Consider the following 22,369-nt stretch of genomic DNA (forward strand, 5'->3'; position numbering starts at 1 on the left):
GCTGTCTCCGCCATCAGCCGTGCCCTTCCTTGGTAAAGGCACCCGACACCATCTTCTTCTCATGCAGGAACGCACTTGGTTCTCGGCTTCCGACAAAACCGCGCGGCTTCCAGACCATGACAACCACCATGGCGAGCCCGAAGATGAGCATACGATAGAGTTCCGGCGTGAAATCGGGACCGAAGATCGCCTTCAGGAAGCCCATTTCACGCAGGATTTCTGTGCCGCCGATCATGACGATTGCAGCAATGGCGATACCGACGAGCGATCCCATGCCGCCAAGAACCACGATGGCGAGAATAACCGCCGATTCGAGAAACACGAAGGATTCCGGGCTCACGAAGCCCTGACGCGCCGCGAAGAACGAGCCTGCAAAACCGCCGAACATGGCGCCCGTGGCAAAAGCCGTGAGCTTGGTGGTCGTGGTGTTGATGCCGAGCGAACGACAGGCGATTTCGTCTTCACGCAGCGCTTCCCACGCCCGGCCAACTGGCATGCGGCGCAGACGGATCGTGACCCAGGCGGTCAGAAGTGCCAGCAGCAGAATGACGTAATAGAGGAAGAACTTGTAATGCGCCGGTGAGAAGGCAATTCCCATATGGGCGGCAAAACCATCCGGGCCGGCCTTGAACGGCAAACCGAAGAAGGTGGCCTTGGCGATACCCGAAATACCGAAGGTGCCCTTGGTGAGATCGGTCCAGTTGATCAGCACCAGACGGATGATTTCACCGAAAGCGAGCGTCACGATGGCCAGATAATCACCGCGCAATCGCAGGACCGGGAAGCCCAGAATGATGCCCCAGGTTGCGGCCAGAATGCCTGCCATGGGCAGCAGCATCCAGAAGGACAGGCCAAAATAGCTGGACAGGATCGCATAGGAATAGGCGCCGACCGCGTAGAAAGCCACATAGCCGAGATCAAGAAGACCGGCGAGACCGACGACGATGTTGAGCCCCCAGGCCAGCATCACATAGATGAGGATCTGGACGCCGAAATTATCGACCCATTTGAGCGAGCCCTGCCAGCCCAACGCCAGAACGATCAGGATCGGATAGGCAAAGAGGAAGGCAACGCCGAGCTTGGAGAAATGGGTGCGGAAGAATGACTGGCCATCGGTGGCGGCAACCGTCCGGCTGCTCTTGGCGAGCTTGCGCGCCTCCAGCTGCGGCTGCAGGAAGGCGACGAACAGGAAGCGTCCCACCGCCGCCAGCGCAACCATGACGGCCAGTGCACCCCAGCGCTGCACCAGCACCAGTTCATTGTTGATGTTCTGCTCGGTCTTGAAACCGATGATCAGGATAAAGAGGCCCAGCGCCAGAAGACCGGCGACGATACCCTCGCGAATGGCCCGGCCAAAAAGGGAATCCGGGCGTGAACTCGACTGTACAGCCATGATTACACCTTTTCGACTTCAGGACGGCCAAGAATACCCGACGGCATGAAGATCAGCACGATGGCCAGGATCGAAAACGCCGCGACATCCTTGTAGTCGATCGAGAAATAAGCCGACCAGAGCGCTTCGATCAGACCGATCAGCAGGCCGCCGACAACAGCGCCCGGAAGCGAACCGATACCGCCCAGAACCGCAGCCGTGAACGCCTTAACGCCGGGGATGAACCCGTCGGCGAAGGAAATCACACCGTAGAAGGACAGATAAAGCGTACCGGCGACGGCTGCGAGCATGGCGCCCATCACGAAGGTCAGCGAAATCACACGGTCGACATTGATGCCGAGAAGTGCGGCCATCTTGCGGTCCTGCTCACAGGCGCGCTGGGCGCGGCCAAGCGACGTGCGATTGACGATGTACCAGAAGATCGTCAGCAGCACGGCGGTGACCACGATCACGACGATCTGCTTCAGCGAAATCGTGACGTCGGTGCCGAACAGGCTGTAGGAGCCGTTCAGAAGCTGTGGAACCGGCTTGTTGCGCGGGCCCTGCGTTACCTGGACGAAATTGGACAATGCGATCGACATGCCGATTGCCGTGATCAGCGGCGCAAGGCGGAACGAACCGCGCAGCGGCCGGTAAGCCACGCGCTCAATCGTCCAGCTCCACAAGCCGGTCATGAGCATAGCGACCACCATCATCAGAAGCAGCAGCAACGCAATCGGCAGCGCCCCGATGAAAGTTGTGATGATGAGAAAAACAATCAGCGCCATAAAGGCGCCGAGCATGAAGACATCGCCATGAGCAAAGTTGATCATGCCGATGATACCATAGACCATCGTGTAGCCGATGGCGATCAGGCCATAGATCGAACCGAGCGCGAGCCCGTTGATCACCTGCTGGAGGAAATATTCCATCGAAAAGCCACCCATTTTACAAGCCGGAATCTTATTGGCGCATTATTATTTCGTGCACCCTCATTTTTTTCCCGGTCGATTACACCTAACGGCTGCATCACGGAATGCAAGCCCTTTCGTCTAAAACAAAAGACTAATTGCTTCATCCCTCCGCAAACCGGTTATGTCCCCTATGAAAAGCCCCTTTATGCGTCCTTTTCTACCGAAACGGGCGCGTTATTCCATATTTTCCCCGAAGCCTCAAAAGGCAAGAAATAGGGTGGCTGGTCATTTTTGACCAACCGTACCCGTTTTTATGCAACTGTGAAACCGTGAGCAAAAGGGTCCCGGTCATCGATGAAGATCGTATTATAACCGGTCATGCGTGCCCAGCCCGCAATTGACGGAATAATGCCCGGCACCACGGTTTCCTGGCCCGTTGCTGGTCCGGTTACTTCCACCGCCCGCTCCACACGTCCGTGGAACAGAGAACCGATGATGGATTCATGCACGAATTCATCGCCCGGCTTCAGCTTGCCCTTGGCGGCCAGCTGCGCCATGCGAGCCGATGTGCCGGTGCCGCAAGGCGAACGGTCGATGGCCTTGTCGCCGTAGAAGACAGCATTGCGCGCATGGGCTTCCGGCTTGGTCGGCTTGCCGGTCCACAGAATATGCGTCAGGCGATTGATATCGGCGAGCAGCGGGTGCTGGAACTTGTATTTCTCATTCAGGCGCTGACGCAGAACCGGGCTCCACGCGATCAGCTGCAAGGCGCTGTAATCGGCCATGTCGGTGTAATTGTCCTGCGGCTCAACGATAGCGTAGAAATTGCCGCCATAGGCCACATCGACCTTGAGCGTGCCAAGATCGGGGCATTCCACTTCCAAGCCTTCCGCATAAAGGAAAGCCGGAACATTGGTGAGGCGCACGCGCTCCACATATTGGCCGTTCTGCTCATATTCGATGGCAACGAGACCCGCTGGCGTGTCGAGATTGAGCTTGCCCGGCGTCTTCGGTGTCACGAGGCCCTGCTCGATCGCCATGGTCACCGTACCGATGGTGCCGTGACCGCACATGGGCAGGCAACCCGAGGTCTCGATAAACAGCACCGCCACATCGCAGTCCGGACGCGTCGGCGGATAGAGGATGGAGCCAGACATCATGTCGTGGCCGCGCGGTTCGAACATCAGTCCGGTACGGATCCAGTCAAACTCGCGCAGAAAATGCGCGCGTTTCTCCATCATGGTCGAACCTTCGAGGTTCGGGCCGCCGCCAGCCACCAGGCGCACCGGGTTGCCGCAGGTATGTCCGTCGACGCAGAAAAAAGAATGTCTTGCCATGATGGTCAGTTCCGAAAACGTTGAGGCTTGAATGGTTCGATATCGATTGCAGGCTTCGCGCCGGTGATCAGATCGCGGATGAGACGTGCCGTCGCTGCCGATTGCGTGAGGCCCAGATGGCCGTGGCCGAAGCCGTAGAAAACATTGCCGCCAGATGATGCCCGTCCGATGACTGGCAGAGAGTCCGGAATGGACGGACGATAGCCCATCCACTCGCGTCCGCCTTCGGTCTTGAGACCCGGCAGGAAGCGGGAGGCCTTGGTCAGCATGGCTTTGGAGCGCGCATAATTTGGCGGCAGATCAAGCCCGCCGAATTCAACCGCGCCGCCGACGCGCAAGCCTGTCGCCATCGGCGTGATGACAAAACCATGGCTTGGGAAGGTGAGCTGCCGCTTCACATCGAAAGCACCGACCGGCAGCGTGGTGTTGTAACCGCGCTCGGTATCAAGCGGCACGACATCGCCGAAGCCCTTGGCGAATTCCCGCGAAAAGGCACCCGTCATCACGATGAGGTTCTTCGCGCTGATTTCCGTGCCGTCTTCAAGATGCACGCGCGCGCCGCCATCAGCCGGTTGCGCGCTCGTCACCTTCGCTTTCAGGAAGCGCGCACCGAGGCGCTCCGCATGGGCCCAGATGGCCTGTCCGAACAGTTTCGGATCGCTGACATTCTTCCAGCCGGGCACGAAAGTTCCCGCCACAATGCGCGGGCTCAGGCCCGGCTGCAATTCGGCCAGTCGCGCGCCATGGACATGATCGTGCGCAATGCCAGCCTTCTCGCGAATTTCCCAGCTTGGCAACGCGGCAGTCAGTTCCGCTTCGGATTCATAAAGCTCCAGATTGCCGTCTTCCCGCAAGCGGTCGCGCAGACCGGCCCGGTCGATCAGGGCCAGCATCTCGCTTTCCGCAAGCCGCATGATATTCGCCTGCGTCACCGCGGTCTTTTCCAGCGCCCCGGCGCTGCTGGCACGCCAGAAACGATAAAGCCACGGCACCATTTTCGGGAAATAGGACGGGCGGATCGAAAACGGCCCCAGCGGGTCCATCAGCCAGCCTGGCACCTTGCGCATGACGCCCTTGGACGCCATCGGCAGAATATCCGAAAAAGCAAGCGCCGCCGCGTTGCCCGAACTCGTTTCCTCGCAGATTCCAGTGCGATCAATGACGAGGACATTTCGTCCGGCCTCGGCAAGCAAGGCTGCCGTCGCAGAACCGACAATGCCGCCACCGATGATAACAATATCCTGCTGACCCATTTTCTGTTGATTTTTGGGATCAGATTTCATTCTTTTTGCGGCTCCCCACCGATGCAGATCGAGGCGTCATCACGAATGGAGCCCCTGCCTTTGTCAATACCGGGTTCCCGGTAACTGATTTCGTATTCGCTATCGATCCCTGCCCGGTACGACACTGGTTCGAAATCAGGCCAACTTTGAAATTGGGGAAATCCCCCGTCCAACAAATTTTCGGAATAACACTATGCTCAAACCCGGTAGTGCGAGGACGGGTGCAGCAAGGCTATTACCTTGGTCGATATTGATATATCAGAGATATATTTGTAGGATCGTTTCCTGTCAATTGCCATCATAGAAGACACTGGACCACATGACACAGACGAGCCTCCGCGAACGGTCGATCAAGAGCGCCACCGGCAAATCGATCCCCGCCATTGATAGCCTGGGCGGCGAAAGCCTTGCCGAGCAAGCCTATCAGACGCTGGAACGCATGGTCGTCACGCTTGAGCTGGAGCCGGGAGCTGTGGTCAATGAACGCACGCTCATTGAGCTGACGGGCATGGGCCGCACGCCGCTGCGTGAAGCCATTCAGCGGCTTGCCTGGGAAGGGCTGATGGAGGTTCGCCCCCGTTCCGGCATTGCGATCACGCCCATCGACCCCAAGGATTTCGCCAAGGTTCTCGATGCCCGCGAAGGCGTCGAGCGTGTGCTGGCGCGCGATGCCGCCCGTTTCGGCAGCCCGCGTGACTATCAGCGGCTGGAAGCGGCAGCGGCCGCCATGCGGCAGGCAATTCCCAATGAAGATGTGCAATCATTTCTTGATGCCGACAAGGCTTTCGACATCGTGCTTGGCTCGGCGGCCAATAATCCTTATGCGACCCGTCTCGCGGCCCCGCTTCAGACGCATAGTCGCCGGTTCTGGTTCCGTTTGCGGCCCTCGGCCAGCATCACCGGTTCAGCGAATGCCCATGCGGCGCTCATTGAGGCCATCGTGTCACGCGAACCGGAACGCGCCAGCAATACGGCAAGTGAACTGATGGAATATCTGCGCACGCTTGCCCCCTGACCTAGTGGTCTGATTCCAACATTTGCATCCCTCGGTTCACGCGCTGAGCAAATGTTGGAATCAAAAAGACCACTAGCAAGTATATGTATCTAGTGGATTTTTCGAATTTGACGTTTGAAACAGCATCTATGTCAGCCGGGATTCAAACGTCAAATTCAATCCACTAGAGCGGTTCCGGTTAAGAAGGAATCGTGGAACCGCTCTATTTATTTGTTTTTAAGCATTATCCTACGTATCGAAGCGGGATCAGAAATCAGTCCAGTGGACTGATTTCCCCGCGTAGGCGCTGCGCACTTTTGCTGGAAATGCTCTGGCGGCTCAACGCAAAACAACATTTCTTCGCGTCCGCTCGGTCGCCACGTCGAACGAAGTCGATGCATTGGTGTCGAAAACCATGCCGTCATCCGTATTCACATCGTTGAGCGCCAGCGCATAGGAATGGCGGGTGCCGTGGCGCATATCTTTGGCCTGCACCGAAACGATGGAAAGAATAGCCATGAGGCCCACAAGGGTCTGAGTCGAATAACGCATTTCCGGCGCTCTCGGCAGCCAACCTGAAAATTGTGGGTGCAGTGAACGCTGCACTGGCGACCGAAAAATGGCACAAGTAGACCAGCTTAAGGGCAGATTTACACAAAACCGTGAGCAAACGAAAAAGCCGGAACGCTAGCCCCGGCTGGTTGTCGTGCGAAGAGAGCGACGCTCAATGTGTCTTGTTCATTGATTCCGACATTTTGCGCAACACATTCAGCGCCACGCTCAATTCCTCGTCGGTCACGCCTTCAAGCAGGTCTTCACGCACATCACCGGCAAGCTTTTCGACCTGCTCGGCCAGAATCTTGCCCTCTTCGGTCATCACCACCCGCTTGGCGCGGCGATCACCCTCTACCGTCTGGCGCTCGATGAATGACTGGCGTTCCAGGCCATCGAGAAGACGAACCATGGTCGCATTCTCGATCTCCAGCGTTTCGGCCAGCTCCTTTTGATAAAGACCTTCCTGCTCGATCAATGCCAGTAGCGTGCGCGCGCGCGCCAGTGTCAGGCCCCGCTCTTTTACCCTGGCGTCAAAAACGGTGCGAAGCCTGCGGTTGACCTTCGCCATGGCATCAATCATTTCTGCTCTGAGATCTGCGGTGCTCATATCCGATGCCTTATATATTAGTAAACTAACGATTGTGTTTCTGGATAAATGGCCCACGGTTCATTTTCAATGGCCGCACGCAAAACTCACGCAAGCGTGAAGTTTAAACCTTCTGAAGGTAGGTTGTGCGAGAATAAGATCTTCGCGAACGACTGAATTAAAGAACCGAAGTAACGGGTAGTATGAATAAATTTTAAATAAGAAAAATATACACGAACAATAAAAACAAAAAGAAAAGCGGACCAGAGTCCGCTTTCCCAAATATATGTGAATTTTCTACCGTATCAGCCCGGTATAACCGCGCCCTGCAGCGTCATCAGCTGGTGCAGGAAGATTTCGGCCTTGGTGCGATGCTCCGGCGAAGTCGCATCATCGAGCGCCTTACGGGCTTCATCGATGCGGCGCGTAATGTCCGACGGCTCAATGGCGTCGACATGCGTTGCGGATTCGGCCAGTACGGTGCAGCTCTGCGGGGTAATATCGGCAAAACCGCCGAAAACCACATAAGAGTCAGACTTGCCGTCGGCAAGCTTCACCGAAACGACTCCCGGCATGATCGTCGACATCAGCGGCGAATGACCGGCGAGAGCCGTCAGATAGCCTTCGCTACCCGGAATGACGACTTCCGTCACCTGCGCGGAAAGCAGGAGGCGTTCAGGCGACACGAGTTCGAATTGGAAAGCTTGAGCCATGGTTCTCACTTAAATTTCCTGAGCGTGATCTCGAAACTGGAAACCGGTTTGCGGAAAGATCGTGCTCAAACAAATGAACAGGTCGTCTCGGTGGGCCTTTCAGCCCACCGGGAAACTCAATTCATCAAGCGGCTTCAGCAGCCAGCTTCTTCGCCTTTTCGATCGCTTCTTCAATCGAGCCCACCATGTAGAAGGCCGGTTCAGGAAGATGATCGTATTCACCTGCGCAAAGGCCCTTGAAGCCCTTGATGGTGTCTTCGAGCGCGACAAGCTTGCCTGGCGAACCGGTGAAGACTTCAGCAACGAAGAACGGCTGCGACAGGAAGCGTTCGATCTTACGAGCGCGCGCAACGGTCAGCTTGTCGTCTTCCGACAGTTCGTCCATGCCGAGGATGGCGATGATGTCCTGAAGAGCCTTGTAGCGCTGCAGGATCGCCTGCACCTGACGGGCAACGGCGTAGTGTTCTTCACCAACGATCATCGGATCGAGCATACGCGACGTGGATTCCAGCGGATCCACAGCCGGGTAAATACCCTTTTCAGCGATCGAACGGTTCAGCGTGGTGGTCGCGTCCAAGTGAGCGAACGACGTAGCCGGTGCAGGATCGGTCAAATCGTCGGCAGGAACGTAAATTGCCTGAACCGAGGTAATCGAACCCTTGGTCGTCGTGGTGATGCGTTCCTGCATCGCGCCCATGTCGGTTGCCAGCGTCGGCTGATAACCCACAGCGGAAGGAATACGACCGAGAAGAGCCGAAAGTTCCGAACCAGCCTGCGTGAAGCGGAAGATGTTGTCCACGAAGAACAGAACGTCCTGGCCCTTGTCACGGAAGTTTTCAGCAACCGTCAGACCCGACAGAGCAACGCGAGCGCGCGCACCCGGAGGCTCGTTCATCTGACCGTAAACGAGTGCGGCCTTGGAGCCTTCACCGCCACCGAGCTTGTTGACGCCCGATTCGATCATTTCGTGGTAAAGATCGTTACCTTCACGGGTACGTTCACCAACGCCCGCGAATACCGAGTAACCACCGTGCGCCTTGGCGACGTTGTTGATCAATTCCATAATGAGAACGGTCTTGCCGACGCCAGCGCCGCCGAACAGACCAATCTTACCACCCTTGGCGTAAGGAGCGAGAAGGTCGACGACCTTGATGCCCGTTACCAGGATTTCAGCTTCGGTCGACTGTTCGATATATTCAGGCGCTTCCTGGTGGATCGCGCGGCGCGCCGTGGTCTTGATCGGACCAGCTTCGTCAACCGGCTCGCCGATGACGTTCATGATGCGGCCAAGCGTTTCTTCACCAACCGGAACCATGATCGGGTTGCCGGTGTCGCGCACTTCGTGACCGCGAACCAGACCTTCGGTCGAGTCCATGGCGATGGTGCGAACGGTGTTTTCGCCCAGATGCTGCGCAACTTCGAGAACCAGGCGGTTGCCCAGATTGTCGGTTTCCAGAGCGTTGAGGATCAGCGGCAGCTGACCGTCTTCGAACTGTACGTCGACAACAGCGCCGATGACCTGAGTGATCTTGCCAACTGCACCGGTCGCTGCAGCCTTGGGAGCTGCTGGCGTCTTGGCGGCAGCCGCCTTAGCTGGTGTAGCCTTGGCTGGAGCCTTCTTCGCCGCTGCCGGCTTTGCTTCGGCCGCGGCGGTAGTTTTCGGGGTCGCTGCTTTTGCCATCGATCCTTACCTTCCGTTAGCATGGTCCCGAAAAGTTGCAGACTTCCCGGATAGACCATGCGGTAAACCCTAGAGCGCTTCCGCGCCCGAAATGATTTCGATCAGTTCCTTGGTGATCTGAGCCTGACGCTGACGGTTATACGTGATCGACAATTTGTTGATCATGTCACCGGCATTACGCGTCGCATTGTCCATGGCGCTCATCTTCGCGCCCATTTCGCCCGCCACATTTTCCAACAGTGCGCGGAAAATCTGGACCGAAATGTTGCGTGGGATCAGCGTGCTCAGGATCGCCGCAGGATCAGGTTCGTACTCATAAATCGCATCGCCTGCAGCGTCCGCCTGCGCAACATCGCCAGCCGAAGCCGGAATGATCTGCTGCGCGGTCGGGATCTGTGCAATCACCGACTTGAATTCGGAATAGAACAGGGTGCAGACATCAAATGCGCCTTGTTCAAACAGCTCGATCACCTTGTGGCCGATCTGGTCGGCATGCACAAAAGCGAGCTGCTTGACTTCGCGCAAATTGACGTGGTCGATGATCAGAGAGGCAAATTCACGACGCAGAATATCTGCGCCCTTCTTGCCGACCGTGATGATCTTGACCGTCTTGCCTTCAGCGAGGAGCTTGCGGGTATGATCGCGCGCCAGGCGTGCGATTTGGCTGTTGAAACCGCCGCAAAGGCCACGTTCTGCAGTGCAGACGACGAGCAGATGCACGTCGTCCTTACCTGTACCGGCCATCAATGCCGGTGCATCTTCGCCGCTGACATTCTGCGCGATATTAGCGAGAACGGCGCCCATGCGCTGCGAGTAAGGCCGCGCGGCCTCCGCAGCTTCCTGGGCACGGCGCAGCTTCGCCGCGGCGACCATCTGCATCGCCTTGGTGATTTTCTGCGTCGCCTTGACCGAGGCGATACGGTTTCTCAGATCCTTTAGTGAAGGCATCCGTTCATCCCGTCACAAAATTCAAGCGAAAGACTTGGCGAACGCGTCGACCGCTGCCTTGAGCTTTGCTTTGATGTCGTCGGTGAGTGCCTTCTGATCGCGGATAGCATCCAGCACATCCTTGTGCTCGGTGCGCAACGAAGAAAGAAGACCTGCTTCGAACTTGCCAACCTGGTTGACGGCGATCTTGTCGAGATAGCCATTCACACCGGCATAAATCACGGCAACCTGTTCTTCCGTCTTGAGCGGCGAGAACTGCGGCTGCTTGAGAAGCTCGGTCAGACGTGCACCACGGTTCAGCAAACGCTGGGTCGAGGCATCGAGATCCGAACCGAACTGTGCGAAGGCGGCCATTTCACGATACTGGGCGAGCTCGCCCTTGATCGAACCGGCGACCTGCTTCATGGCCTTGACCTGAGCCGAAGAACCAACGCGCGAAACCGACAGACCGACGTTAACAGCCGGACGGATACCCTGATAGAACAGGTTGGTTTCGAGGAAGATCTGGCCGTCGGTGATCGAGATCACGTTGGTCGGAATGAAGGCCGAAACGTCGTTGCCCTGCGTTTCGATGACCGGCAGAGCCGTCAGCGAGCCAGCGCCGTTTTCGTCGTTGAGCTTTGCAGCGCGTTCGAGAAGACGGGAGTGCAGATAGAAAACGTCGCCCGGATAAGCTTCACGGCCCGGAGGACGACGAAGCAGAAGAGACATCTGACGGTAAGCAACGGCCTGCTTGGACAGATCGTCGTAACCGATGAGAGCGTGCTTACCGTTGTCACGGAAGTATTCGCCCATTGCGCAACCTGCGAACGGAGCGAGGTACTGCATCGGAGCCGGATCGGAAGCGGTAGCAGCGATAACGATCGAATATTCGAGTGCGCCGCGCTCTTCGAGAACCTTGACGAACTGAGCAACAGTCGAACGCTTCTGGCCGATAGCAACGTAAACGCAATAAAGCTTTTCGCTGTCCGGGCCGTTGTCGTGGATCGGCTTCTGGTTCAGGAAGGTGTCGAGAATGATGGCGGTCTTGCCGGTCTGACGGTCACCGATGACCAGCTCGCGCTGACCACGACCAACCGGGATCAGAGCGTCAACAGCCTTGAGGCCGGTCGACATTGGCTCATGAACCGACTTGCGCGGGATAATGCCCGGTGCCTTGACGTCGACGCGGCGACGCTCGGTAGCAACGATTGGGCCCTTGCCGTCGATCGGATTGCCGAGAGCGTCGACAACGCGGCCGAGCAGACCCGGACCAACAGGCACGTCAACGATGGCGCCGGTACGCTTGACGACGTCGCCTTCCTTGATGTCACGGTCGGCACCGAAGATAACGACACCAACATTGTCGTTTTCAAGGTTGAGCGCCATGCCGCGAATGCCGCCGGGGAATTCGACCATTTCACCAGCCTGAACATTGTCCAGACCATAGACGCGAGCAATACCGTCGCCGACGGACAGAACCTGACCGACTTCGGAGACCTCAGCCTCCTTGCCGAAGTTCTTGATTTGCTCTTTCAGGATAGCGGAAATTTCCGCAGCGCGGATGTCCATCAGCCGACCTCTTTCAGTGCAAGCTTGAGAGAAGATAGTTTGGTGCGAAGGGACGTGTCGATCTGACGCGAACCCATCTTGACGATAAGACCGCCGAGGATCGACGGATCGACGGTGACGTTGATCGTCACGTCCTTGCCGGCCACGCTCTTCAGCGTTGCCTTCAATTCGTTTTCCTGCGCAGCGGTCAGCGCATGCGCGGAAGTGACATCGGCGGAAACTTCTCCGCGATGTTCAGCAGCAATCTTGTGGAATGCGGCGATGATGCCCGGCAGGGCGAAAAGGCGGCGGTTCGCTGCGACGACGCGCAGGAGATTTCCTACCAGACCCTTGATGCCCGCCTTGTCGGCAATGGCGCCGATCGCATGGAGCTGGTCTTCCGAAGAAAATACCGGACTGGAGATCAGACGCTTGAGGTCCTCGCTTCCGCTCAGAAGCGCCTCGAAACGAACAAGATCTTTCTCCACAGCAGCAACGGACTTGGCTTCGAGCGCCAGCTCGAAAAGCGATCCGGCGTAACGCTGTGCCACACCTGAAATGAGCGAAGACGTTTCAGCCACGAACAACCTGCTCTCTACGTTGAAACCATCCTTTTGGGGCCCAATGTTGCTCAGGACGCCAAGCTGATGATTTTATTGAATGTTTCCGGAAAACCACTGACGCGCGAGCACGTCAACACCGAAATGTGATTGCCGTCTAGCATAGACGAACCGGACTCGCAACACGCGAATCCCGCACTTTTGTGTAAGTTTTGTCGCGTTTTCCGATCAAAAAAGTCGCAGGGTTAACCGATGAAGCCAAAAGCGTAGAGCAATGGCCCGGCGGCCAGAAGGAATTCTACAATTCCTGCCAACCAGTTATAGATCGTGCCGCCGCCGCGTCCGACATTATCGGACATCATCGAGATGAAGCGCCCGAACAGGGCAAAGCCCCACGCAGCCCCCAGAACAACCCACAAGAAGGGTTGTGCAAAAATGAGGCAGCCAAGACCCAGACCGAGATAGGGACCGGCCAGCACGGCGCGGATGGAACTGAACGCTTCCGGTCGCGCATTGACCGGCTGCAACCGCAACAGCTTCATGGTGATGCCGGGCGCAAACAGCATGACGATGCCCGCAAAGGCCGTCACGGCTGCCGAGCTCCAGGCGAGCCATTCGCCGGTCGTGGTGGGAAGATAGAATTCCATCGCGATCACCCCTCAATTTGAACAGCACGGCTATAAACCAGTTTTGCCCAAACGAAAACCGATCGCACGGCATGAACGCACATCAATGGAGCCAGTCCTCAGCGCGATAGCGAACCGCGCATCCCGATGATGCGCGCCAGAATCGACCGGATGAAGAGGATGGCCACGGCACCGATCACCCAGATGATCGCAAGGGCGGGCGCAAGCAAACTCTGCAGCAATCCAATACCTGAACCGGCTATCTGGTCCAGTTTGGTCGTATCCAGCAGCGCTGTTACTTCCGAACCGATCAGGCTTTTTCCGGTCTCGGCCAGAACCGCTCCGTTGCCGCTGATCCAGACGATCACAGCATCCGAGATGGAATAGGCAAACCACATTAACAATGTCCAGACCACCAGCCCGAAAAGGGCGACCAGCCAGAATCCGGGACCATTCTTCGCTGATGATTGCGCGGGTTGGGAAGGGGTATATTTCATTGGTCTCAAGCCTCATTGGAACCTTGAAAACCAGTCTGCATCCTCTAGCGACTAGAGAAGCAAGCCCCTATTTCTTGCATGCACGTCGATAGTTGCCCAACCTTACAAAAAGCTTTGCGGATCGATGTCAACCTGCACCCGGATGGAGCCTCGCTCCTTGGGTGATGCAGCCAGCAAAGCACGGATAAAGGATTGAATATCCGCGCGTTTTGTCCCGTGGATCAAGATTCGGAAACGATGCCTGCCGCGCACCAGCGCCAGCGGCGCTTCGGCGGGACCGAGCACGGAAATCTCCGAAGAGGACGGTGCGGCGCGGCGAAGCGCACGCGCATGGTTTTCCGCATCCGGGCGGTTATCGGCCGAGATGATCAACGCAGCAAGCCGTCCGAATGGCGGCAGAGCGCTGCGCTCCCGCTCCTCGATTTCGCGAGCGTAGAACGCTTCCGCGTCGCCGCTGACAATGGCGCGCATCACCGGATGATCCGGCTGATAGGTCTGGATCAGACCGAGGCTCTTACGCCCCGTACGTCCCGCACGGCCCGTCACCTGATTGAGAAGCTGGAACGTGCGTTCGGCGGCGCGCGGGTCGCCATTGGCCAGCCCCAGATCGCCATCCACCACACCTACCAGCGTCATATTGGGAAAATTGTGCCCCTTCGCGACGAGCTGCGTGCCGATGACGATATCCGCCTCGCCCTTCGCAATGGCGTCGAGTTCCAGACGCAGCCGCTTCACGCCGCCCGCCATATCAGACGAAAGCACTATGATTCGCGCTTCGTTGAACGTCGCGGCAACTTCCTCCGCGATCCGTTCCACGCCGGGGCCACAGGCGACCAGATGATCGAGCGTGCCGCATTCGGGACAGGCTTCCGGCGTCGGCTCATGATAACCGCACTGATGGCACATCAGCTGGCCGCGAAAGCGATGCTCGACCAGCCAGCTTGAACATTGCGGGCACTGAAAGCGGTGACCGCACACCCGGCACAATGTCAGCGGCGCATAGCCGCGACGGTTGAGGAACAGCAGGGCCTGTTCGCCGCGCGCGACGGTCTTGCCGACCGCTTCGTTGAGTGCGGGCGACAGAAAGCGTCCCGGCGGCGGCGGTGACCGCCGCATGTCGATGGTTTTAAGATCGGGGAGTGCGGCTTCCGCATAGCGCCCGTAAAGCTTGATTCGCTTGTAGCGGCCCTGATCCGCATTGACCTGACTTTCGATGGACGGCGTGGCCGAGGCCAGCACCACCGGGAAACCGCCAATATGGCCGCGCACGACGGCCATATCGCGGGCATTGTAGAAAACCCGGTCTTCCTGTTTGTAAGCCGGATCATGTTCCTCATCGACCACGATCAGCCCCAGTTCCTTGAAGGGCAGAAACAGCGCAGAACGGGCGCCCGCAACCACCCGCACCGTGCCTTCCGTGACCTGTCGCCAGACGCGCTCACGCGTGCGCGGTGCGAGGTCTGAATGCCATTCGGCGGGCTTGGCACCGAAACGATCATGAAAGCGGTCGAGAAATTGCTGTGTCAGCGCGATTTCGGGCAGGAGAATCAGCACCTGCTTGCCCTGATCGAGCGCCTTGGCGACAGCTTCGAAATAAACTTCGGTCTTGCCTGATCCCGTCACGCCATCGAGGAGGGAAACGGAAAAACAATCCGCCGCGACGGAATCAGAAAGCATTTCGGCAGCTGCCTGCTGGTCTTCCGAGAGCGTGGCGCGGGCATAATCCGTGTCGGGCTTCGCCACTACGGCGGGCGGTGGCAGCATCACTTCATCAAAGACGCCCTGCGCCTTCAATCCCTCTACGACCGTTGCCGAAACGCCCGCCGCATGGGCGAGACCCGACCGGGTCCAGGCAAGCCCGTCGCGGGCAAGCTCCATCACGCGGGAGCGCGCGTCGGTCATGCGTTCCGGTTCACCGCCGGAATAACGCAGGCCCGGCACAGACGGCTCGGGGTCGAAGGCGGCAGGCACGCGCAAAACCATACGCGCCACCATGCCGGGCGGCGAAAGCGTGTAATCCGCAGCCCAGCGCATGAAGCGGAGCATCTCGCCATCCACCGGTGGACAATCGAACACTTCGGAAATCGCTCTGAGCTTTTTGGCGTCGACCGCATCGGTTTCGCCCTCACAGACGATGCCCGCGACTTCACGCGGTCCGAGCGGGACGCGCACGATCGACCCGGGCTGGACGTTCATGCCCTCCGGGACCATATAAGAATAAGGCCGTTCTGCTGGCATAGGCACCAGCACGGGAACCACGCGCGGCGTGAAGCCCGGCAGCGCGTCCGAAAACAGGCCCAGAACAGGGTTAGCAATATCGTGCGAATCTTTCGACATGATCGCGTGACCTTGGCGCGGCTTTGCGCTAAAGAAAAGCCACCTTCCGGGACTTAAACGGATTTAGCTCCCAAAACCACCCGCGCTCACTATGGAGGAACGCTGTTATGAAGTTTTTCGTGGACACTGCGGACGTCAAGGAAATCCGCGAACTGAACGACCTTGGACTGGTCGATGGCGTGACCACCAACCCATCCCTCATCCTGAAGTCGGGTCGCAATATCGAGGAAGTTACCAAGGAAATCTGCTCCTTCGTCAAGGGTCCGGTTTCTGCCGAAGTTGCCGCGACCGAATATGAGCAGATGATGAAGGAAGCTGCCCACATCGCCAAATATGCAGATAATATCTGCATCAAGCTGCCCGTGACCTTCGACGGACTGAAGGCCTGTAAGGCTCTGTCTTCCGATGGCCACAAGGTCAATATGACGCTCTGCTTCTCGGCCAATCAGGCGCTTCTTGCAGCCAAGGCTGGCGCGACCTTCATTTCGCCATTCATTGGTCGTCTCGACGATATGGCTATCAACGGCATGGAACTGATTGCTGAAATCCGCACGATCTATGACAATTACGATTTCCGCACCGAAATTCTTGCCGCTTCGGTTCGTACCGTCAATCACGTCAAGGAAGCAGCGCTGATCGGTGCCGATGTCGTGACCGCGCCTGCGGCAACGCTCAAGGCGCTCGTCAAGCATCCGCTGACCGACAAGGGCCTCGAAACCTTCCTCGCCGATTGGGCGAAGACCGGTCAGAAGATCGCTTAATCAGCGATTTTTGCGAAACAAATGAAAGGCGGGCTTCGGCCCGCTTTTTTATTCCAGAACCGTTTCACCATCCTGCTTGCTGACCCGAATCGGCCTGCTGCCGCAATGCTCGGCTATAGCGCTGGCAAGAGCGCTGGAATGGGTTACAACCCAGATCTGGCTGCGCTCGGATGCCTGCGCGATCATTCTCGCAAGTGACGGGATCATGTCCGGGTGCAGGCTTGCTTCCGGTTCGTTCAGCGCGATCAATGTCGGCAGGCGGTAGGCTAAAAGCGCGCCCGCCAGCGCCAATAGGCGAATCTGCCCGTCGGACAATTCGCCGGGTCGAAAGATGCGGGGCGGGAAAGCTGGAAAATTCAGGCCGAAACTGGCGGTTTCTTCCGGATAAGGAACGACCAGTTTCGCACCATCCAGCGCCTCTTCTATAAAGCGATCCAGATCGACCGTATCCTGACGGATATGCGCAAGCGTGGCAAAGACTGAGGCAAGATTGCCGCCATCCTCGTCCAGCATGGCTGCGGTGGCCGCAATGGAAGGCTGGCGTGCAGGAGCGTCGCGGTCGCTTCGGAAGCCGTGATAAAACCGCCAGCCACGCAGTTGCGCCGCGAGGTCGCCGATCTCGGGATAATGGCCCGACTGACCAAGCACGGCCAACCCGCTTTCCGATGTCAGAAGCCGCGTCGGATGCTCCATGCGCCGCCCTTCCCCATCGCGGGCAAAGACCGCCGGACCGCGCCGGTCCATGAGATCGACCGGGCGACGACCCGTATCGAGATTGAGCTGTTCTTCCTTGATCTGCGGCTCGAAAGGAAATGCCCCGGAAACAGGTGGCGGCAAACCCGCCTCCACCCGATAGGAAAGGCGCGACGCCAGCCTTTCGTCCTCGAATTCCGCTTCCAGAATGATCCGCGCCGATTCGTGCTTGCGACGACCGCCGCTCCACATGGCCGATTGCATACCGCCTTCCCGCACGATCTCCGTGGAGAAATTGCCTTCCGCAGCCGCCTTGATCAGTTGCAAAGCTCGATAGAGATTGGACTTGCCCGCACCGTTTTCACCGACGAACACCGTCACCTGTCCAAGATTGAACCGGACAGAACGCAGCGAACGATAGCCTTTGGCCGAAAAGGAAGCGAGGCGCATGATCTCCACAACAGGCTGACACAACAAGGGCGGCACATGCCGCACCGCCCTTTATATCCGTCTCAATGCGAACCACAAATTCCAATCAACCGGCCAAGGCCGTCACAGGCGCGAACCGGCGATAGTCCCTTGGCCGCGCATTATTCCCATTTCATCTCGCCCTTGATGACCTTGGCGCCCAGTTCCAGGCTGCTTTCGCCGCCCAGATCCGGGTAGCGCTTCTTCATCGCAGCGATAAGCGTGGCACCATCCTTGGCCTTGTCGGCCTCCTCATCGAATGCAGCGAGATAATCGCGGGTGAATTTGACCGCCGAAACATCCGTCGCAGAACCGGCCTTCATATGGGCCGGGACAACCACTTCAGGATTGCGCGCCGCAATCGCATCGAGGTTCTTGATCCATGCCTCGCGCTGCGCCTTGTCAGCCGTATCGGCCAGCCAGATATGCTCGCCTGCGCCAATCAACACGCCGCCGAACACCGCCTTCAGCGATGGCACCCATAGATAGCGGCGGTTCTTCATGCCTTCAGCCGGGACGATCTCAATCTCGTTGCCTTCCAGCGTGAGCGTCTTCACGTCCGAGGCCTGCGGCAGAACCAGATCGGACAGGTTCTGCGGGCCATTATCCTTCAGCTGCGGTCCCCAGACGTTAAGCTTCGTCTCGACATTGCCATTGATGGCGGCAACGGTTTCAGGAGCAGCGATGATTTTGACATCCGGGAAAGCCGACTTGATCTCGCGCAGGTTGAAATAATAGTCGGGGTCGCTCTGGCTGACATAGACCGTGGTGAGCTTCTTGCCGGTTTCCTTGATCTTTTCGGCAACGGCCTTGCCATCGGAGAAGGTAAAACCGCCATCGAGCAGAATGGCTTCCTTTTCCCCCGTCAACAGAACCGGCGTCCGGTTGAAGCCATTCTCATCGGCCTGGAAAAACTGCCACTGCAACGGCGCTGCCTTTTCCTGTGCCGCTGCCGGACCCGCAACGGCCAGTCCCGCCACGCCTAGTGCCGCAAAGGCCATGCCTTTCATGAGGTCTGAAAATCGCATCATCTGAATACTCCTGAAATAATGATTGAACCGACGGACACACCGCGCGGCTTTCACGCATGACGCATGGGGAAGTCGCTTCCCATTTTTCACGTCACGCCTCGGGCAATATGCAAATTGTAAATTAGTTCATTTGAAACAAGGAGTTATAAAAATGTTTGCAGGGAACAGCAATGTTACCTCGCTGAATTCCTTGAGCCTTTTTGTGGTTAGCGAAACAAAAAAACGGCGCCCGGAAGCGCCGCTTTTGTGATTTCAGATCAGAGGAACGATCAGAGCTTCGACAGCTTCTGCGCCAATGCGAGGAAAACCTGTTCGGCCAGTTCTTCCGCGGCGCGCTTGCGCGCGTCGCGTTCTGCACGAAGGTTTGCAAATTCCTGACGCGGACGATCAAAGGAAGCGCCCGTCGTTCGTGTGCCCGTGGCAAGCGGCTTGCCGTCCTTGTCACGCAGCACGAAATTCGAAGTCGCCTTGACGATACCAGCCGATGGACGGCCCGTGCGGTCGGTCTGATCGCCGATATCCACGCTTACGGCGGAAATCGTGCTCGTGCTGAGGCCGAGGCTCAGACGATACATCGGATTGGCTGGTTCACCAGCGCCACCGCCGAGCAGGAAGATCAGGCGATTGCGCACCTGCTGGCCATAGACATCGCCAGCCGGATCGATGGACACGGAAGCAAGCTTGGTGCGCATATCCGGCGTCACACTGCCGCCGATCGAACCACCAGCGCTGCCGCCCGACGAATAAAGCGGCTGCACCGTGCAGGCAGCAAGGAGAACCGCAGCTCCCACAGCCACAAAAGCGACGCGGAAAGTCTTGATTGCGGAGAGGAAACGATCAGGCAACGACATTGACGATCCTTTGCGGCACCACGATAATCTTCTTCGGCGAGCCCCCGTTGAGCGCAGCCTTGACGAAGTCAAGTTCGAGCACCGCCTGCTGGATGCTAGCTTGATCAGCGTCGCGGGCGATTGTCAAATCCCCACGCTTCTTGCCGTTGATCTGCACCGGCATCACGATCTCGTTTTCCACCACCAATGCGGCGTCGAAGAGCGGCCATGGCGCGCGGGCGACCAACGTTTCCTGTCCGGCGATCTTGCCGCCCAGTTCCGTCAGGCACTGTTCAGCCAGATGCGGCATCATCGGTGCGAGCATCTGGATAAGCTTTTCCGTGGCGTCACGAACAGAGCCCTTCAGCTCATCATCGGCCTTGTCCGAAGCGACAAGCTGCAACGGTGCTGCAAGCGCATTCACCAGCTCATAAAGTCGCGCAACGCCGCGATTGAAAGCGAGCTTTTCGATATCGTCGCCAACAGCGTTGACCGTCTTATGCACGGCCTTGGAAACGGCAAGCGCTTCGCCCTGCGAACCGGTCTTCGGCGCGACATCCTTCAGATGTTCGGCTGCTTCCGACACCAGACGCCAGACGCGCTGCACGAAACGATGCGCGCCTTCGGCGCCTGCTTCCGTCCAGATCACGTCACGTTCCGGCGGCGAATCGGACAGCATGAACCAGCGCGCAGTATCTGCACCATAAGAAGAGATGATATCGTCGGGATCAACGACGTTCTTCTTCGACTTCGACATCTTCTCGATGGAACCGATTTCAACCGGCGCACCGCTATCCAGCATGGTTGCGGTGCGCTTGCCGTCAATGTCCTCGATGCGGATATCGGCAGGAGCAACCCACTGACCATCGGCCTTGTAGGTTTCGTGCACAACCATGCCCTGCGTGAACAGGCCCTTGAAGGGCTCATCCAGACCGACATGGCCCGTAACCTTCATGGCGCGGGTGAAAAAGCGCGAATAGAGCAGATGCAGGATCGCGTGTTCGACGCCACCGATATACTGATCGACCGGCAGCCAGCGGTCGGCAATCGCACGATCGGTCGGCTCGTTTTCCCACGGCGCCGTGAAGCGCGCATAGTACCAGGACGAATCGACAAACGTATCCATCGTGTCCGTCTCGCGCCGGGCTTCGCCGCCGCATTTCGGGCACTTCACATGACGCCATGTGGCATGACGGTCCAGCGGATTGCCCGGACGGTCGAAATCCACATCGTCCGGCAGCTTGACCGGCAGGTCGGCGCGCGGCACCGGATTGACGCCACAGCTCTCGCAATGGATCATCGGGATCGGGCAGCCCCAATAGCGCTGGCGCGAAATGCCCCAGTCGCGCAGACGGAACTGCACCTTGCGGGCCGCTTGCGGACGATTGCCAAGCGCGGTCTGTTCCAGACGGTTTGCAACCTCGTTGAAGGCTGCTTCCGGCGCCAGACCATCGAGGAAACGCGAATTGATCATCACGCCGTCATCGGTATAGGCCGTGTCGGTGATGGCAAAAGTGGCAGCGTCCTCGCCCTTCGGCAGCACGACCGGTGTTACCTTCAGCGCATATTTATTGGCGAAATCCAGATCGCGCTGGTCATGCGCCGGGCAGCCGAACACAGCGCCCGTGCCATATTCCATCAGCACGAAATTGGCGACATAGACCGGCAGCTCCCAGTTCTCATCGAACGGGTGCTTGACCTTGACACCAGTATCGAAGCCCTTCTTCTCAGCGGTTTCAAGCGCTGCAAGCGAGGTGCCGTGCTGGTGGCATTCTTCGATGAAGCCGGTCAGCGCAGTATTACCTTCGGCAAGCTTTTTGGCCAGCGGATGATCGGCGGAAATCGCGACAAAAGCCGCGCCGAACAGTGTGTCGGGACGCGTCGTGTAAACCTCGATCTCCGAGAAGCCTTCCGGTGCCGTCTTGCCGTCGAGCGCGAAACGAACCTGCAAGCCTTCCGACTTGCCGATCCAGTTGCGCTGCATCAAGCGAACTTTTTCCGGCCACTGGTCGAGCGTGTCGAGACCGGCCAGCAATTCTTCGCTGAAATCAGTGATCTTGAAGAACCACTGCGTCAGTTCGCGCTGTTCGACCAGCGCGCCAGAGCGCCAGCCGCGACCGTCCACCACCTGCTCATTGGCGAGCACGGTGTTGTCCACCGGGTCCCAGTTGACCTTGGAGGTTTTGCGCGTCACCAGACCTTTTTCGAACAGGTCGATGAACAGCATCTGCTGACGATGGTAATATTCCACATCGCAGGTCGCGAATTCACGCGACCAATCAAGCGACAGGCCCATGGACTTGAGCTGGCGCTTCATCGTGTCGATGTTCTGGTAGGTCCATTCCTTTGGATGCACCTTGTTCTGCATCGCGGCATTTTCCGCAGGCATGCCGAACGCGTCCCAGCCCATCGGGTGGAGGACATTAAACCCCTTAGCGCGCTTGTAGCGGGCAACGACATCGCCCATCGCATAGTTGCGCACATGGCCCATATGGATGCGCCCCGATGGATAGGGGAACATCTCAAGCACATAATACTTCTCGCGCGGATCGCTGTTGTCCGTTTCGAAAGTCCGGTTTTCTTCCCAGACTTTCTGCCAGTGAGCTTCCGCCACGCGCGGATTATAACGTTCGGCTGCCATGTCCGTATTTAC

20 protein-coding genes are annotated in these 22,369 nt (G+C 57.9%); 2 read left to right on the forward strand and 18 right to left on the reverse strand.

Translation table 11 applies throughout. The features are described 5' to 3' along the window. Positions 1 to 13 precede the first annotated feature (13 nt). From livM to D8666_RS15350, 4 genes are all read right to left on the reverse strand, one after another. Entirely contained in the window at positions 14 to 1,393 is a 1,380-nt protein-coding gene (gene livM / locus D8666_RS15335; protein ID WP_109369809.1) for a high-affinity branched-chain amino acid ABC transporter permease LivM, read from the reverse strand. A 2-nt stretch (positions 1,394 to 1,395) separates the two neighbouring features. Then, positions 1,396 to 2,304, reverse strand: coding sequence for a branched-chain amino acid ABC transporter permease (locus D8666_RS15340; RefSeq protein ID WP_109370318.1), 909 nt, complete (start codon positions 2,302 to 2,304; stop codon positions 1,396 to 1,398). Between the two features lie 293 nt (positions 2,305 to 2,597). Then, entirely contained in the window at positions 2,598 to 3,623 is a 1,026-nt protein-coding gene (locus D8666_RS15345; RefSeq protein ID WP_121538625.1) for a 4-hydroxyproline epimerase, read from the reverse strand. Between the two features lie 5 nt (positions 3,624 to 3,628). Continuing rightward, complete coding sequence (locus D8666_RS15350; protein ID WP_121538627.1) at positions 3,629 to 4,906, reverse strand: NAD(P)/FAD-dependent oxidoreductase; 1,278 nt, start codon at positions 4,904 to 4,906, stop codon at positions 3,629 to 3,631. Positions 4,907 to 5,225: 319 nt separating this feature from the next. Between D8666_RS15350 and D8666_RS15355 the strand changes: the two genes are divergently transcribed. Continuing rightward, on the forward strand, positions 5,226 to 5,921 hold the full coding sequence (locus D8666_RS15355; protein WP_109369812.1) for a GntR family transcriptional regulator: 696 nt from the start codon (positions 5,226 to 5,228) through the stop codon (positions 5,919 to 5,921). Between the two features lie 318 nt (positions 5,922 to 6,239). On the opposite strand, the gene D8666_RS15365 is transcribed toward D8666_RS15355, so the two are convergent. From D8666_RS15365 to D8666_RS15410, 10 genes are all read right to left on the reverse strand, one after another. Continuing rightward, the gene (locus D8666_RS15365) at positions 6,240 to 6,452 is read right to left on the reverse strand and encodes a hypothetical protein (RefSeq protein WP_109369814.1); all 213 of its coding nucleotides are present in this window, start codon (positions 6,450 to 6,452) and stop codon (positions 6,240 to 6,242) included. Between the two features lie 172 nt (positions 6,453 to 6,624). After that, positions 6,625 to 7,062 carry a MarR family winged helix-turn-helix transcriptional regulator gene (locus tag D8666_RS15370; RefSeq protein WP_109369815.1) on the reverse strand — a complete coding sequence of 146 codons (438 nt, stop codon included), beginning with the start codon at positions 7,060 to 7,062 and terminating at the stop codon, positions 6,625 to 6,627. 284 nt (positions 7,063 to 7,346) lie between these two features. After that, positions 7,347 to 7,754: a F0F1 ATP synthase subunit epsilon gene (locus D8666_RS15375; RefSeq protein ID WP_078339547.1), complete on the reverse strand. Its 408-nt coding sequence runs from the start codon at positions 7,752 to 7,754 to the stop codon at positions 7,347 to 7,349. A 124-nt stretch (positions 7,755 to 7,878) separates the two neighbouring features. After that, positions 7,879 to 9,435: a F0F1 ATP synthase subunit beta gene (gene atpD, locus D8666_RS15380; protein ID WP_109369816.1), complete on the reverse strand. Its 1,557-nt coding sequence runs from the start codon at positions 9,433 to 9,435 to the stop codon at positions 7,879 to 7,881. Positions 9,436 to 9,504: 69 nt separating this feature from the next. Beyond that, on the reverse strand, positions 9,505 to 10,383 hold the full coding sequence (locus D8666_RS15385) for a F0F1 ATP synthase subunit gamma (RefSeq protein ID WP_109369817.1): 879 nt from the start codon (positions 10,381 to 10,383) through the stop codon (positions 9,505 to 9,507). Between the two features lie 21 nt (positions 10,384 to 10,404). Beyond that, the gene (gene atpA / locus D8666_RS15390) at positions 10,405 to 11,934 is read right to left on the reverse strand and encodes a F0F1 ATP synthase subunit alpha (RefSeq protein ID WP_121538629.1); all 1,530 of its coding nucleotides are present in this window, start codon (positions 11,932 to 11,934) and stop codon (positions 10,405 to 10,407) included. Beyond that, complete coding sequence (locus D8666_RS15395) at positions 11,934 to 12,494, reverse strand: F0F1 ATP synthase subunit delta (protein WP_109370319.1); 561 nt, start codon at positions 12,492 to 12,494, stop codon at positions 11,934 to 11,936. The genes atpA and D8666_RS15395 overlap by 1 nt, the downstream gene beginning before the upstream one ends. 224 nt (positions 12,495 to 12,718) lie before the next feature. After that, entirely contained in the window at positions 12,719 to 13,120 is a 402-nt protein-coding gene (locus tag D8666_RS15400; RefSeq protein ID WP_109369818.1) for an AGROH133_08824 family phage infection protein, read from the reverse strand. Between the two features lie 98 nt (positions 13,121 to 13,218). Next, on the reverse strand, positions 13,219 to 13,596 hold the full coding sequence (locus D8666_RS15405; protein ID WP_147438008.1) for a hypothetical protein: 378 nt from the start codon (positions 13,594 to 13,596) through the stop codon (positions 13,219 to 13,221). 102 nt (positions 13,597 to 13,698) lie between these two features. Further along, complete coding sequence (locus tag D8666_RS15410) at positions 13,699 to 15,933, reverse strand: primosomal protein N' (protein WP_121538633.1); 2,235 nt, start codon at positions 15,931 to 15,933, stop codon at positions 13,699 to 13,701. Between the two features lie 107 nt (positions 15,934 to 16,040). Between D8666_RS15410 and fsa the strand changes: the two genes are divergently transcribed. Beyond that, the gene (gene fsa / locus D8666_RS15415; protein WP_109369821.1) at positions 16,041 to 16,694 is read left to right on the forward strand and encodes a fructose-6-phosphate aldolase; all 654 of its coding nucleotides are present in this window, start codon (positions 16,041 to 16,043) and stop codon (positions 16,692 to 16,694) included. Positions 16,695 to 16,742: 48 nt separating this feature from the next. Here fsa and D8666_RS15420 read toward each other — a convergent pair whose 3' ends face one another. The 4 genes from D8666_RS15420 to leuS form a co-directional block, all read right to left on the reverse strand. Continuing rightward, complete coding sequence (locus D8666_RS15420; protein ID WP_121538635.1) at positions 16,743 to 17,837, reverse strand: AAA family ATPase; 1,095 nt, start codon at positions 17,835 to 17,837, stop codon at positions 16,743 to 16,745. A 140-nt stretch (positions 17,838 to 17,977) separates the two neighbouring features. After that, the gene (locus D8666_RS15425) at positions 17,978 to 18,886 is read right to left on the reverse strand and encodes an MBL fold metallo-hydrolase (RefSeq protein ID WP_235858976.1); all 909 of its coding nucleotides are present in this window, start codon (positions 18,884 to 18,886) and stop codon (positions 17,978 to 17,980) included. A 269-nt stretch (positions 18,887 to 19,155) separates the two neighbouring features. After that, the gene (gene lptE / locus D8666_RS15430) at positions 19,156 to 19,737 is read right to left on the reverse strand and encodes an LPS assembly lipoprotein LptE (RefSeq protein ID WP_121538637.1); all 582 of its coding nucleotides are present in this window, start codon (positions 19,735 to 19,737) and stop codon (positions 19,156 to 19,158) included. Continuing rightward, on the reverse strand, positions 19,724 to 22,357 hold the full coding sequence (leuS, locus tag D8666_RS15435; RefSeq protein ID WP_121538639.1) for a leucine--tRNA ligase: 2,634 nt from the start codon (positions 22,355 to 22,357) through the stop codon (positions 19,724 to 19,726). The genes lptE and leuS overlap by 14 nt, the downstream gene beginning before the upstream one ends. Positions 22,358 to 22,369 lie beyond the last annotated feature (12 nt).

Origin of the sequence: Ochrobactrum soli, from assembly GCF_003664555.1 — a bacterium.
Lineage (GTDB): Bacteria > Pseudomonadota > Alphaproteobacteria > Rhizobiales > Rhizobiaceae > Brucella > Brucella teleogrylli.

What these genes read in the sequence shown, in the direction of transcription:
- D8666_RS15420 (WP_121538635.1), bottom strand. Translation starts at nt 17,837, where the DNA reads ATGCGCCTCGCTTCCTTTTCGGCCAAAGGCTATCGTTCGCTGCGTTCT.
- lptE (WP_121538637.1), bottom strand. Translation starts at nt 19,737, where the DNA reads ATGTCGTTGCCTGATCGTTTCCTCTCCGCAATCAAGACTTTCCGCGTC.
- D8666_RS15370 (WP_109369815.1), bottom strand. Translation starts at nt 7,062, where the DNA reads ATGAGCACCGCAGATCTCAGAGCAGAAATGATTGATGCCATGGCGAAG.
- livM (WP_109369809.1), bottom strand. Translation starts at nt 1,393, where the DNA reads ATGGCTGTACAGTCGAGTTCACGCCCGGATTCCCTTTTTGGCCGGGCC.
- D8666_RS15345 (WP_121538625.1), bottom strand. Translation starts at nt 3,623, where the DNA reads ATGGCAAGACATTCTTTTTTCTGCGTCGACGGACATACCTGCGGCAAC.
- D8666_RS15425 (WP_235858976.1), bottom strand. Translation starts at nt 18,886, where the DNA reads ATGATGCGATTTTCAGACCTCATGAAAGGCATGGCCTTTGCGGCACTA.
- atpA (WP_121538629.1), bottom strand. Translation starts at nt 11,934, where the DNA reads ATGGACATCCGCGCTGCGGAAATTTCCGCTATCCTGAAAGAGCAAATC.
- D8666_RS15400 (WP_109369818.1), bottom strand. Translation starts at nt 13,120, where the DNA reads ATGGAATTCTATCTTCCCACCACGACCGGCGAATGGCTCGCCTGGAGC.
- D8666_RS15385 (WP_109369817.1), bottom strand. Translation starts at nt 10,383, where the DNA reads ATGCCTTCACTAAAGGATCTGAGAAACCGTATCGCCTCGGTCAAGGCG.
- D8666_RS15410 (WP_121538633.1), bottom strand. Translation starts at nt 15,933, where the DNA reads ATGTCGAAAGATTCGCACGATATTGCTAACCCTGTTCTGGGCCTGTTT.
- atpD (WP_109369816.1), bottom strand. Translation starts at nt 9,435, where the DNA reads ATGGCAAAAGCAGCGACCCCGAAAACTACCGCCGCGGCCGAAGCAAAG.
- leuS (WP_121538639.1), bottom strand. Translation starts at nt 22,357, where the DNA reads ATGGCAGCCGAACGTTATAATCCGCGCGTGGCGGAAGCTCACTGGCAG.
- D8666_RS15375 (WP_078339547.1), bottom strand. Translation starts at nt 7,754, where the DNA reads ATGGCTCAAGCTTTCCAATTCGAACTCGTGTCGCCTGAACGCCTCCTG.
- D8666_RS15405 (WP_147438008.1), bottom strand. Translation starts at nt 13,596, where the DNA reads ATGAAATATACCCCTTCCCAACCCGCGCAATCATCAGCGAAGAATGGT.
- D8666_RS15350 (WP_121538627.1), bottom strand. Translation starts at nt 4,906, where the DNA reads ATGAAATCTGATCCCAAAAATCAACAGAAAATGGGTCAGCAGGATATT.
- D8666_RS15340 (WP_109370318.1), bottom strand. Translation starts at nt 2,304, where the DNA reads ATGGAATATTTCCTCCAGCAGGTGATCAACGGGCTCGCGCTCGGTTCG.
- D8666_RS15355 (WP_109369812.1), top strand. Translation starts at nt 5,226, where the DNA reads ATGACACAGACGAGCCTCCGCGAACGGTCGATCAAGAGCGCCACCGGC.
- D8666_RS15365 (WP_109369814.1), bottom strand. Translation starts at nt 6,452, where the DNA reads ATGCGTTATTCGACTCAGACCCTTGTGGGCCTCATGGCTATTCTTTCC.
- fsa (WP_109369821.1), top strand. Translation starts at nt 16,041, where the DNA reads ATGAAGTTTTTCGTGGACACTGCGGACGTCAAGGAAATCCGCGAACTG.